The organism is Streptomyces sp. NPDC002643, from assembly GCF_053592555.1.
The window spans coordinates 231,716-244,605 of record NZ_JBSFVY010000004.1 but is presented as its reverse complement, the minus strand read 5'-3'; the positions used below and the strand labels follow the sequence as shown (position 1 = coordinate 244,605).

At 73.0% G+C, this 12,890-nt stretch carries 9 protein-coding genes; 8 read left to right on the top strand and 1 reads right to left on the bottom strand.

Going from position 1 to position 12,890, the window contains the following annotated elements:
• Nucleotides 1-4 precede the first annotated feature (4 nt).
• Nucleotides 5-730, top strand: coding sequence for a pyruvate formate-lyase-activating protein (gene pflA / locus ACWD4G_RS08055; RefSeq protein ID WP_451291377.1), 726 nt, complete (start codon nucleotides 5-7; stop codon nucleotides 728-730).
• Between the two features lie 9 nt (nucleotides 731-739).
• Here pflA and ACWD4G_RS08050 read toward each other — a convergent pair whose 3' ends face one another.
• On the bottom strand, nucleotides 740-2,458 hold the full coding sequence (locus tag ACWD4G_RS08050) for a SulP family inorganic anion transporter (RefSeq protein ID WP_451291376.1): 1,719 nt from the start codon (nucleotides 2,456-2,458) through the stop codon (nucleotides 740-742).
• Between the two features lie 251 nt (nucleotides 2,459-2,709).
• Between ACWD4G_RS08050 and ACWD4G_RS08045 the strand changes: the two genes are divergently transcribed.
• The 7 genes from ACWD4G_RS08045 (at nucleotide 2,710) to ACWD4G_RS08015 (ending at nucleotide 12,865) form a co-directional block, all read left to right on the top strand.
• Nucleotides 2,710-3,339 carry a DoxX family protein gene (locus ACWD4G_RS08045; protein WP_451291687.1) on the top strand — a complete coding sequence of 210 codons (630 nt, stop codon included), beginning with the start codon at nucleotides 2,710-2,712 and terminating at the stop codon, nucleotides 3,337-3,339.
• Nucleotides 3,340-3,515: 176 nt separating this feature from the next.
• Nucleotides 3,516-4,460 (top strand): universal stress protein, encoded by a 945-nt coding sequence (locus ACWD4G_RS08040; protein ID WP_451291375.1) that lies wholly within the window; start codon nucleotides 3,516-3,518, stop codon nucleotides 4,458-4,460.
• Between the two features lie 45 nt (nucleotides 4,461-4,505).
• Complete coding sequence (gene adhP / locus ACWD4G_RS08035) at nucleotides 4,506-5,528, top strand: alcohol dehydrogenase AdhP (RefSeq protein WP_451291374.1); 1,023 nt, start codon at nucleotides 4,506-4,508, stop codon at nucleotides 5,526-5,528.
• 5 nt (nucleotides 5,529-5,533) lie between these two features.
• Entirely contained in the window at nucleotides 5,534-6,412 is an 879-nt protein-coding gene (locus tag ACWD4G_RS08030) for a universal stress protein (protein WP_451291373.1), read from the top strand.
• A gap of 124 nt (nucleotides 6,413-6,536) precedes the next feature.
• On the top strand, nucleotides 6,537-8,948 hold the full coding sequence (locus ACWD4G_RS08025; protein WP_451291371.1) for a phosphoketolase family protein: 2,412 nt from the start codon (nucleotides 6,537-6,539) through the stop codon (nucleotides 8,946-8,948).
• A gap of 31 nt (nucleotides 8,949-8,979) precedes the next feature.
• Nucleotides 8,980-9,993, top strand: coding sequence for a type I glyceraldehyde-3-phosphate dehydrogenase (gap, locus tag ACWD4G_RS08020; protein ID WP_451291369.1), 1,014 nt, complete (start codon nucleotides 8,980-8,982; stop codon nucleotides 9,991-9,993).
• Nucleotides 9,994-10,165: 172 nt separating this feature from the next.
• The gene (locus ACWD4G_RS08015; protein WP_451291367.1) at nucleotides 10,166-12,865 is read left to right on the top strand and encodes a bifunctional acetate--CoA ligase family protein/GNAT family N-acetyltransferase; all 2,700 of its coding nucleotides are present in this window, start codon (nucleotides 10,166-10,168) and stop codon (nucleotides 12,863-12,865) included.
• Nucleotides 12,866-12,890: the final 25 nt, after the last annotated feature.

Genomic DNA, 12,890 nt, shown 5'->3' with positions numbered 1-12,890 from the left:
GGTGGTGAGCGGCCGGATCCACTCCTGGGACCTGTCCACCGGCGTGGACGGGCCCGGGACCCGGTTCGTCCTCTTCGTCTCCGGCTGCCCGCTGCGCTGTCTGTACTGCGCCAACCCCGACACCTGGCACATGCGCGACGGCAAGGAGACGACCGTCGACGAGGTGATGGCGGAGGTCGAGAAGTACCGCGCCTTCCTCACCACGGCCGGCGGCGGAGTGACCGTCACGGGCGGCGAACCGCTGCTGCAACCCGCCTTCACCGGCGAGATCCTGCGCCGCTGCAAGGAGGCCGGGCTGCACACCGCCCTCGACACCTCCGGCTTCCTCGGCGCCCGTGCCTCCGACGAACTCCTCGCCGACACCGACCTGGTGCTGCTGGACATCAAGTCCTTCGACGTCCCCGCCTACCGGCGGCTGACCGGCGGGGAACTCGCTCCCACCCTGAACTTCGCCACCCGCCTCGACCGGCTCGGCGTCCCCATGTGGATCCGATACGTCCTGGTCCCGGGCTGGACGGACGCCCCCGAAGCCGTGACGGGGCTGGCCGGCTTCATCGCCGGGCTCGGGTCCGTCGACCGGGTCGACGTCCTGCCGTTCCACAAGCTCGGCGCCGCGAAGTACGAGGCCCTCGGCATCCCGTTCCCGCTGCGCGACAACCCGGTCCCCACCTCCGAACTGACCGAGAGCGTCCGTGCGTCGTTCCGGGCCCGCGGGTTGGCGGCCTACTGACTACGTCTGCTACTGGTCAGGGCACCACGTGCGGTACGCGGCCACCGCCGTCGGCAGGGTCGGGAAGATCAGGTCCGCCCCGACGGAGTCCGCGAGGCCGTACGCCTTGAGGTCGTCCATGAGGTCCTGCTTGACGCGGGCCAGGGCGAACACGATGCCCCGGTCGGTGAGTTCGCGGCGCAGCTGGTCCACGGCGTCGAGGGCGGTGATGTCGACCTCCACATTTGCCTCGGTGTTGAGGACGAACCAGAGGACGGGGCCGCTCTGTTCGTCGACGGCGGCCAGGGCGCGGCGGTGGAAGTCCTCGGCGTTGGCGAAGAAGAGTGGGGAGTCGTAGCGGTAGACCAGCAGGCCGGGGATGGTGCGGGCCGTCGGGTAGTCGTCGATGTCGTGCATGCCGGCGACCCCGGGGACCAGGCCCTCCACGGCGTCGTGCGGGCGGGCCACCCGGGTCAGCAGCTCCGCCACCGACAGGCCCACGGCCACCAGGACGCCGTAGAGGATGTCCAGGGCCAGCACTCCGGCCAGGCAGCCGAGGGCGAGCAGGAGTTCACGGCGGCGGAAGGACGCCAGACGGCGGAAGCCCGCGAGGTCGATCATGCGGACGGCCGCGTAGACGACGAGCGCGCCGAGGATGGCAGAGGGTGTGCGGGTGAGCAGCGGGCCGAGGAAGAGCAGGACGGCGAGCACCGCGGCCCCGGCGACCAGGGAATACGCCTGGCTGCGCCCGCCCGCCGAAGAGGCGAGCGCGGTGCGGCTGGCGCTGCTGCTGACGGGGAAGCCGTGCAGGACACCCGCGCCGAGGTTGGCCGCGCCCAGGGCCAGGAACTCCTGGTTCGCGTCGAGACCGGGACCGTCCGTGTCACCGCCCCTTCCGGCGAACGCCCGTGCGGTGAGGACGAAGTCCGTGTACGCGACCAGGAGCACGCCGAGGGCCGGGAGCACAAGGCCCGGCACCTCGCCGAAGTCCGGCCAGACGAGGCCGGGCAGACCGGACGGGACTTCGCCGATCACCGGGACGCCGTACCGGCCGTCGAGGTCGAAGGCCGCCACGGCGGACGTGCCGAGGACCACGGCGAGCAGCGGGCCGGGGACGGCACGGGCGTATCGCGCGACGGTGAAGAGGAGGACGAGCACGGCGGCGGAGACGACGACGGTGGCCGTGTGCGCGTCGGGCAGGTTCCGCAGGAAGGACCACAACTGCGGGAAGAACTCGCTGCCCGTCGTCTCGACCCCGGTGAGTTTCGGCAGCTGGTCCACCATCATGATCAGTGCCACGCCCGCCATGTACCCGATCAGGACGGGACGGGAGAGCAGGTCCGCGAGGAAGCCCAGACGTACCGCCCGTGCGACCAGGCACAGCAGGCCGACCGTGACGGCCAGGGTGGCCGCCAGGGTGGCGTACCGGCCGGGGTCGCCGGCGGCGAGCGGGGCGACCACGGTCGCGGTCATCAGCGCGGTCGTGGACTCGGGGCCGACCGACAGCAGACGTGAGGAGCCCAGCAGGGCGTACAGGGCGAGGGCGGGCAGGATCGCCCACAGCCCGGCCACCGGCGGCAGCCCGGCCACCCCCGCATACGCCATGACCTGTGGGACGAGATAGGCGGCCACGGTGACACCGGCCAGCAGGTCGCCCCGTAGCCAGGCGCGCCGGTAGCCGAGGAGGACGACCGCTCCGGGCGCCAGACGACGCGCCCTCTCCGTCGGCCCGACCGTGCCGCGTGCCATGAGTCACCTCTCTCCCGTCGGGCCACATGATCCACCGGCCCCTCCACACTGACGAGAGGCCGTACGGGTCCGGCCCGTCGGCCGTCGGGCGCGTACCCCAACGGGCCTGGCGGACAGGGCCGTTCAGCCCAACGGCCGCGGACCTTCGGCATCCGGCGGCAGCGGTCTCACGGCACGAGAGTGAGGGGGGTCGGACAGTGACCGACCCGCACCTCACCCCCATGCCCACTCTTACCGAAGGGACCACCGCCATGGCCGTGCACGAGCACCCTCACCGGAGTTCGGGCTTCCACCTGCCGTCCTTCCGCAGGAACCGGAAGGCATCCACCTCCGAGTCCACCGTGTCGGCACTCAGCGACACACACACCGCGCAGGCCTACGTCCTGGCGTCCCTGCGCCTGCTCACCGGGTTCGTCTTCCTGTGGGCCTTCCTCGACAAGACCTTCGGCCTCGGCTATGCCACCTCCTCCGGCAAGGGCTGGATCGACGGCGGCTCGCCCACCAAGGGCTTCCTGAGCGGAGTGGCCGCCGGGCCGATGGAGTCCACCTTCCACGAGTGGGCCGGGGCCGCCTGGGCGGACTGGCTGTTCATGCTGGGTCTGCTCGGGATCGGTGTCGCGCTGATCGCCGGCGTGGCGCTGCGCTTCGCGGCCGTCGCGGGCACGTTGATGATGGCGCTGATGTGGGTCGCCGAGTGGCCGCCCGCGCGGCACCTCTCGGACGGCTCGCCGAGCATGTCGACGAACCCGTTCGCCGAGTACCACGTCGTCTACGCCGTCGTCCTGATCGCTCTGGCCGCCACCGCCGCCGGGGACACCCTCGGCCTAGGCCGGCTGTGGGCGAGGCTCCCGTTCGTGCGCCGCAGTTCCTGGCTGCGCTGACGCCGACCGCGGCAGGAGCGGCGGACCTGCCCGATTGGTCCCCTGCCCCCGCAGCACCGGCCGCCGGTTGGGCCGGTCGGCCCTTGGCAGGGACCTGCGGCCCCTGCCAAGGGCCTCGTCCGGAGACAAGGCTCGTATCGGAGCCCCCGCATCACCCGATTCAAGAGGTGGAGAACATGACCCACACCATCACCGTCGGCCTCGACGGTTCGAGCGAGAGCCTGGCCGCCGCCGAGTGGGCGGCCCGTGAGGCCAGGCTGCTGGGCCTGCCGCTGAGGCTGGTGCATGTGTGGGAGCCGGTGCCGGTTCCCATCGCTCAGGCGCCGCTGCTCGGGGTGGAGACGCAAGCGCACTGGACCGAGCGAAGCGAGATGGGGGTCCCCCCGGCCGAAGGCTGGGGGAGGATTCCGCGTGAGGCGGCCGAAGGCATCCGGCTGCGTCACCCCGGCCTCGACGTGACCACCGAGCAGCTGTCCGGCAGGCCCGCCGACGTCCTGGCGCACGCGGCGAAGGACGCCGAACTGCTCGTCCTGGGGTCCCGGGGCATGAGCGGCATCGGCGGCTTCATGGTCGGCTCGGTCGGCCTGGCGACCGTGGCGCACGCCGAGCGGCCGGTCGTCCTGGTGCGGGCCGGGGCGCAGGCCGCCGACGAGCACGAGATGGACCCGGCCGGCATCCCGTCCGCCGCGGCCCCGTTCCGGCCCGTCGTCCTCGGCCTCGACATCGAGAGCCCGAACGAGGAGCTGATCGAGTTCGCGTTCGCCGCCGCGGCCCGCCGCGCCACGTCCCTGCGGGTCGTGCACGGCTGGACCCCGCCCCCGTACTACGCCTACGGCCTCGCCGCCGACCTCAAACTCCACGGCGCCCTCGCCCGCCGCGAGACCGTCGCCCTGACCGAGTTCCTGCACCCGTGGCGGGAGAAGCACCCGGACGTCGAGGTCACCGAGGAGTCGCACTACGGCACCCCCGGCAACCACCTCGTCGACGCCTCCCGCGAGGCATCCCTGGTCGTCGTGGGCCGCCGGATCCGCCGCAACCCGTTCGGCACCCACATCGGCCCGGTCGCCCACGCCGTTCTGCACCACTCCGCCGCTCCCGTCGCCGTCGTCCCCCACGACTGACGTCCCGTCCCCGAAGACCCCCAGGAACCCGAGGAGTTGAACCCCATGAAGGCAGCGGTCGTACGAGTCTTCGGCGAGCCCCTGGTCATCGAGGACCGCCCCGACCCCGAGCCCGGCCCCGGCCAGGTCCGTATCCGCGTCGAGGCCTCCGGGCTGTGCCACACCGACATCCACGCCGCCCACGGCGACTGGCCCGTCAAGCCCAGCCCGCCCTTCGTCCCCGGCCACGAAGGCGTCGGCCTGGTCGAGAAGCTCGGCGACGGCGTCACCCATCTGAGCGTCGGGCAGCGGGTGGCCGTGCCCTGGCTCGGCAGGGCGTGCGGGCGGTGCGAGCACTGTCTGTCCGGCTGGGAGACGCTGTGCGAGCGGCAGGTCAACACCGGCTACGGCTGCGACGGCGGGTACGCCGAGAAGATGCTGGCCTGGGCCGACTTCGCGCAGCCCGTGCCGGACGGCGTCACGGCCGTCGACGCGGCCCCGCTGACCTGCGCGGGCGTCACGACGTACAAGGCGCTCAAGGTCGCCGAGGTGAAGCCCGCACAGCTCGTGGCGATCTCCGGTGTCGGCGGGCTCGGGCACCTGGCCGTGCAGTACGCGAAGATCGCCGGGGCCACCGTCGCGGCCATCGACGTCACCGACGAGAAGCTCGAACTCGCCGCCGAACTGGGCGCCGACATCATCGTCGACGCCCGCAAGGACGACGTCGGCGCGGTCCTGAAGCAACACGGCGGGGCGCACGCCGCGATCGCGCTCGCCGTGAACGACGCCGCGTTCGAGGCGGTCAACGCCGGGCTCCGGCGCGGTGGCAAGCTGGTCATGGTCGCGCTGCCCGCGCACGGCACGGTCAGGGTGCCGATCTTCGACACCGTCCTGAACGGCACCTCCGTCATCGGCTCGATCGTCGGGACCCGGCAGGACCTCGCCGAGGTCTTCCAGCTGCACGCGGCCGGCCGGACCCGGGTCATCAGCGAGACCCGCCCGCTGGCCTCCGTCAACGAGTGCATCGACGAGGTGCTGCGCGGTGAGGTCAAGGCACGGATCGTCTTCGACCTGGACGCGAGGCGGTGACGGGCATGGCGAAGGATCTGCCGATCGTCGTCGGCGTCGACGGCTCCGAGCCCGCCCTGCGGGCCGTGGACTGGGCGGCGGACGAGGCCGCCCGGCGCGGGGCGCCGCTGCGGCTGGTGTACGCCTCGCTGTGGGAGCGGTACGAGGGCGCCTACCTCGCCAAGGACACGGACAAGCCGTCCGAGGAGGTACTGGCCGAGGACGTCGTGGCGGCCGCCACCCGGCGCGCCTCCGGCCGGCGGCCCGAGGTGAAGGTCTCCACCGACGTGCGGCCCGAGGAACCCGAGTACGCGCTGGTACGGGAGAGCCGTACCGCCTCCCTCCTGGTGACCGGCACCCGAGGCCGCGGCGTCGTCGCCGAGGCGCTGCTGGGTTCGGTGAGCCTGACCGTGGCCGGGCACGCCCACTGCCCCGTGGTCGTCGTGCGCGGAAGTCACGACAACCAGACCCTGCCCGCGACCCACGACCGCGTGGTCGTCGGCGTGGGTGAGCAGCCGGTGGCCTCGGCGGCGGTGCGCTTCGCCGCCGAGGAGGCGCGGCGGCGCGGAGCCGAACTGGAGGCCGTACGGGCCTGGCGGTGCCCGGCGCACGAGACCGCCGACCACCCGCTGCTCGCCGGGGGGCCTGCCCGGCTGCACGAGCAGCAGGCGGCGGAGGCGCTGGAGAAGGCGCTCCAGGACGTCCCCGCCGGGGTCGAGGTGCGCCGCCGTACGGCCGAGGGCCACGCCCGGACCGTGCTGGTGGACGCCTCACGCGACGCCGACCTCCTGGTCCTCGGGGCCCGTCGCCGGCAGCGGCACTTCGGGCTCCAGCTGGGCCGAGTCGCCCACGGCGTGCTGCACCACTCCGCCTGCCCGGTCGTGATCGTGCCCGAGCGGGTGTGAGGGCGGAGACCGGCTGCTCAGAGGCCCGCCGCGTGATCCGGGCCCGGCCATGGATCACGCGGAGCGCGACGGACACCCCCGTCCGCCCCGATCGCCCGCCCACCGACCACGACGGAGCCCTCCCATGCCGAAGGTCGAACGCGCCGTATTCCAGAACACCACCGCACCCTCCGCACCTTCCGCCCTCTCCGACGACGAACTGCGCACCCTGGACGCCCACTGGCGGGCCGCCAACTACCTGGCCGCCGGGCAGATCTACCTGCTCGCCAACCCCCTGCTGAGCGAGCCGCTGAGACCGGAGCACATCAAGCCGCGCCTGCTCGGCCACTGGGGTACCTCGCCCGGCCTCAACCTCGTGTACACCCACCTCAACCGTGTGATCAAGGCGCGCGGGACCGACGCGCTGTGCGTGTGGGGGCCGGGGCACGGCGGGCCCTCCGTCCTCGCCAACTCCTGGCTGGAGGGCAGCTACAGCGAGACCTATCCGGACGTGTCGCGGGACGGGGAGGGCATGGAGCGGCTGTTCCGGCGGTTCTCCTTCCCGGGCGGGGTGCCCAGCCATGTCGCACCCGAGACCCCCGGCTCGATCCATGAGGGCGGCGAACTGGGCTACTCCCTCTCCCACGCCTACGGCGCCGCGTTCGACAACCCGGACCTGCTCGTGGCGTGTGTGATCGGGGACGGCGAGGCGGAGACCGGTCCGCTGGCCGCCTCCTGGCACGCGAACAAGTTCCTCGACCCGGTCCACGACGGCGCGGTCCTGCCGATCCTGCACCTCAACGGCTACAAGATCGCCAACCCGACCGTCCTGTCCCGCCTCCCCGAGCGCGAACTCGACGACCTCCTCCGGGGCTACGGCCACGTGCCCCTCCACGTCGAGGGCGACGACCCGGCGACCGTCCACCGCGCCATGGCCAACGCCCTCGACACCGCCCTGGACCGCATCGCCGACATGCAGCGCACGGCCCGCGAGGACGGCGTCGCCGGGCGCGTGCACTGGCCGGTGATCGTGCTGCGCACCCCGAAGGGCTGGACCGGCCCCGCCGAGGTCGACGGCGTACCCGTCGAGGGCACCTGGCGGGCCCACCAGGTGCCGCTGGCAGGCGTACGCGAGAACCCGGAGCATCTGCGGCAGTTGGAGGCATGGCTGCGCTCGTACCGGCCCGAGGAACTCTTCGACGCCGACGGCCGCCCCCGCGCCGACGTTCTCGCCTGCGTCCCCGACAGCGCCAAGCGGCTCGGGTCCAGCCCGCACGCCAACGGCGGACTCCTCGTCCGCGACCTGCCCATCCGGCCCCTGGACGACTTCGCCGTACCGGTGGAGAAACCGGGCACGACCCTGCACGAGCCGACCCGCGTCCTCGGCGGCCTGCTGGAGCGGATCACGCACGACACCCGGCTGCGCCGCGACTTCCGAGTTGTGGGCCCGGACGAGACCGCCTCCAACCGCCTCCAGGCCGTCTTCGACGCCAGCGGCAAGGCATGGCAGGCCGAGCGCCTGCCGGTCGACGAACACCTCGACCGGCACGGCCGGGTGCTGGAGATCCTGTCCGAACACACCTGCCAGGGCTGGCTGGAGGGCTATCTCCTCACCGGCCGGCACGGACTGTTCTCCTGCTACGAGGCCTTTATCCACATCGTCGACTCGATGGTCAACCAGCACATCAAGTGGCTGAGGACATCGAGGGAGCTGCCTTGGCGGGCCCCGATCGCCTCCCTCAACTACCTGCTGACCTCGCACGTGTGGCGCCAGGACCACAACGGCTTCTCCCACCAGGACCCCGGCTTCGTCGACCACGTCCTCAACAAGAGCCCCGAGGTCGTACGCGTCTACCTCCCGCCGGACGCCAACACCCTGCTCTCCGTGGCAGACCACGCGCTGCGCAGCCGCGACTACGTCAACGTGATCGTCGCCGGCAAGCAGCCCTGCTTCGACTGGCTGTCGATGGACCAGGCACGCGCCCACTGTGCGCGCGGCGCCGGGATCTGGGACTGGGCGGGCACGGAGGACGGCTCCCGTGAACCGGACGTCGTCCTCGCCTGCGCCGGGGACGTACCCACCCAGGAAGTGCTGGCCGCCGCCCAGCTACTCCGCCGCCACCTCCCCGACCTCGCCGTGCGCGTGGTCAACGTCGTCGACATGACCCGGCTGCTGCCGCGCGAGGAACACCCGCACGGGATGAGCGACTTCGAGTACGACGGGCTGTTCACCACCGACAAGCCGGTGATCTTCGCCTACCACGGCTACCCGTGGCTCATCCACCGCCTCGCCTACCGCCGCACCGGCCACCCCAACCTGCACGTGCGCGGCTACAAGGAGTCCGGCACCACGACCACACCCTTCGACATGGTCGTCCGCAACGACCTCGACCGCTACCGCCTGGTCATGGACGTCATCGACCGCGTCCCCGGCCTCGCCGTCCGTGCCGCCGCCGTACGCCAGCGGATGGCCGACGCCCGCACCCGCCACGCAGCCTGGATCCGCGCACACGGCACCGACCTGCCCGAGGTCGCCGACTGGACCTGGAACAGCTGAACAGCCGTTCCGTTGAGAGGAGTTCACCGCCATGACCGTACGCGTCGGCATCAACGGCTTCGGCCGGATCGGCCGCACCTACCTGCGCGCCGCACTGGACCGCGCCGAGGCGGGCACCCAGGACGTCGAGGTGGTCGCGATCAACGACATCACCTCGCCCGCCACGCTCGCCCATCTGCTGGAGTACGACTCGACGTTCGGGCACATCGGACGCGAGGTCGCGCACGACGACAGTTCGATCACCGTCGACGGCCGACGCATCGACGTCACCGCGGAACGCGACCCGGCCGCCCTTCGCTGGTCGGACCACGGCGCCGACATCGTCGTGGAGTCCACCGGCCGCTTCCGCGACCGCGACTCGGCCGCCCTGCATCTGAAGGGCGGGGCGCACACCGTGCTCCTGTCGGCCCCCGGCAAGAACGCGGACGCCACCATCGTCATGGGCGTCAACGACAACACGTACGACCGTCACCGCGACCGGATCGTCTCGGCCGCCTCCTGCACCACCAACTGCGTCGCCCCGATGGTGAAGGTGCTGCACGAGGCCTTCGGCATCGAGCGCGGCGTGATGACCACCATCCACGGCTACACCAACGACCAGGCCCTCATCGACGGTCCCCACAAGGACCTGCGCCGCGCCCGCTCGGCAGCCCTCAGCATCATCCCGACCAGCACGGGCGCCGCCCGCGCCGTAGGGCTCGTGGTGCCGGAACTGGCGGGCGCGCTGGACGGGATCGCCGTCCGGGTGCCGGTCGAGGACGGCTCGCTCACCGACCTCGCCGTGGTGCTGCGCCGCGAGGCGAGCGCGGACGAGATCAACGAGACGTTCGCCACGGCCGCCGCCGGGCCCCTGCACGGCATCCTGCGCGTCTCCAAGGCCCCGATCGTCTCCCGTGACGTCATCGGCGACCCCGCCTCCTGCGTCTTCGACCCGGCCCTCACCCAGGCCAACGGGACGCTGGTGAAGGTCTTCGGCTGGTACGACAACGAGTGGGGCTACACCAACCGGCTCCTCGATCTCACCGCCCTGGTCGCCGACGGCTGACCACGGTCCGGAAGGGGCCGGCGCCGCCGATCACCGGCCCCTTCCGCATACCCGGGACCACCAGCGGAAAAGGGTGGGCCGACCGGCCCCCGGTCCACCCCGGACAGCCCATGGGCACCCTCGCCGATCCGCTGGATGCTCGAAGCGCTAGGACAGGCCGAAGGAGACCCAGATGACGGACGCGACGCTCGACCGAGCCCCGGTGCACGCCCTGCTCGCGGACGGCACCACCGTGTGCATCCGCCCGGTGGTGCCGGGTGACCACGACCAGGTGGAGGGCCTGTACGAGGAGATGTCCCCGGAGAACCTGCGCCTGAGGTTCTTCGCCGCGAGCCGACGGTCCGCCGCGATGGCCGCCGACCGGGCCTGCGGCACCAGGCGTCCCGGATACCGGGCCCTGCTGGCCGAGGCCCAGGGGCAGGTGATCGGACTCGCCGAGTACGACACCGGCGGCAGCGGCAGCGGCAGCAGTGAGGCGGAGATCTCCATCGCCGTCGCGGACGGGCTGCACCACCGGGGTGTGGGCACCCTGCTCGTCGAGCACCTGGTCTCGGCGGCGCGTGCAGAGGGCGTGACGGCCTTCACCGCCGACGCGCTCAGCGAGAACCACGAGGTGCTGCGGCTCTTCGCCGACCTCGGCCTGCGCACCGCCCGGCGCTTCGAGGGCCCGGAGGTGCGCTGCACCATCCGGCTCGCCGAGGACGACACCTACCTGTCGGCCGTGGAGGCCCGGGGCCGGGCGGCCGACGTGGCCAGTCTGCGACCTCTGCTGCGGCCGGACACCGTCGCGGTCGTCGGCGCCGGGCGCAGGCCCGGTTCGGTCGGCCGGGCGATCCTGCACCATCTGCGCGAGGGCGGCTACACCGGGCGCCTGTTCGCGGTGAACCCGGCCGCGCACTCGATCCTCTCGGTGCCCTGCCACCCCTCCGTCAGCGCCCTGCCCAGGACGCCTGACCTGGCGGTGCTCGCCATCCCCGCCGCGGCCGTCCCGGCCACCGCCGAGGAGTGCGGCAAGGCGGGCGTGCGGGCCCTGCTCGTGGTGACCGCCGGTCTCGACGCCGGCCAGGCACGGGACCTGCTCGCCGCCTGCCGCACCCACGGCATGCGCCTGGTCGGCCCGAACTGCCTAGGCATCGCCCACACCGACCCGGCCCTGCGCCTCGACGCCACCTTCGCCGCCGGCCATCCGCGCCCCGGCAGCGCGGGCGTCGCCGTGCAGTCCGGCGGCATCGGTATCGCCCTGCTCGACGGACTGTCCCGTCTCGGCATCGGCGTCTCCTCCTTCGCCTCCCTGGGCGACAAGTACGACGTCAGCGGCAACGACCTGCTCCAATGGTGGGAGAGCGACGGCCGCACCGACCTGGCCCTGCTACACCTGGAGTCCTTCGGCAACCCACGCGCGTTCTCCCGTACGGCCCGGCGGGTGGCCCGCCGGATGCCGGTGCTGACCGTCGACGCGGGCCGCACCGACGCGGGCCGCCGGGCCGCCGCCTCGCACACCGCCGCCGCGGCGACCCGGACCATGACACGGCAGGCCCTGTTCACCCAGGCGGGCGTCACCGCGACCCGCTCGGTCGGTGAACTCCTGGAGACCGCCGCCCTGTTGCACGCCCAGCCGCTGCCCGCCGGGTCCCGGGTCGCCATCCTCACCAACGCGGGCGGCGCGGGCGTCCTCACGGCCGACGCCTGCGCCGAGGCCGGGCTCGCCCTGCCGCCGTTGACGCCCGCGACCGTCAACGACCTGCGAGCCGTACTGCCCGAAGGCGCCGCGATCGGCAACCCGGTCGACGCCACCGCCGCCGTGAGCGAGGAACAGCTCGGCGCGTGCGTGGAGCGGCTCATGCGGTGCCCGGACATCGACGCGGTGCTGGTGGCCCTGGTGCCCACGGCCGTCGCCGAGGCGACCGGCGACGACCTGGCGCGGGCGGTGACGCGGGCGCCCGCGCACCGGCCGAAGCCCGTCACCGTCGTACGCCTGGAGCAGGACCGGTCCGTCGAGCTGCTGCCCGCCGACGGTGGGACGATCCCCGCGTACGCCGAACCGCAGGCGGCGGCGCGGGCGTTGGCGCACGCCGCCGACCGCGCGGCTTGGCTCGCCCGGCCCGCCGGTACCGTCCCCGACCTCGACGGCGTCGAGACGGAGCGGGCCCGCAGGGCGGTCGAGGAGTACCTGGCCGCCAACCCCGACGGCGGCTGGCTCGACCCGCGCACCCGCGCCGCCCTGCTCGCCTGCTACGGCATCCCCCAGATCCCGTGGGCCTGGGCCGAGACCGAGGACGACGCCGTCCTCGCCGCCGACCGGCTGCGCGGCTTCGACGGCCGGGTGGTCATGAAGGCCCACTGGCCGGGCCTTGTGCACAAGACCGCCGAGCACGCGGTCCACCTCGACCTGCGGGGTGACTCCCAGGTGCGGGCGGCGTTCCAGGACCTTCGGACACGGTTCGCCGGGCTGATGACCGGAGTGGTCGTCCAGCCCCTGGCCCCGCGCGGCACCGAACTGTTCGCGGGTGTGGTGCAGGACGAGGTCTTCGGGCCGCTCGTCCTGTTCGGGCTCGGCGGCACCGCCACCGAGGTGCTCGCCGACCACGCGGCCCGCCTCGCCCCGCTCACCGACCACGACGTGCACGACCTGATCGCCTCCCCGCGCTGCGCCCCGCTCCTGTTCGGCGCGCACGGCAGCCCGCCCGTCGACCTCGAAGCCCTGGAACAACTGCTGGCACGGCTGTCCCGGATGGCCGCGGACCTGCCGCAGCTCGCCGAGGCCGACTTCAACCCGGTGCTCGCGGCACCCGGCCGGGTCACCGTGCTCGACTCACGGATCCGGCTGCTGCCGCGCCGCCCGCACGACCCCTATCTGCGCCGACTGCGCTGATCGCACCGATCCTTCGAGGAGGCAA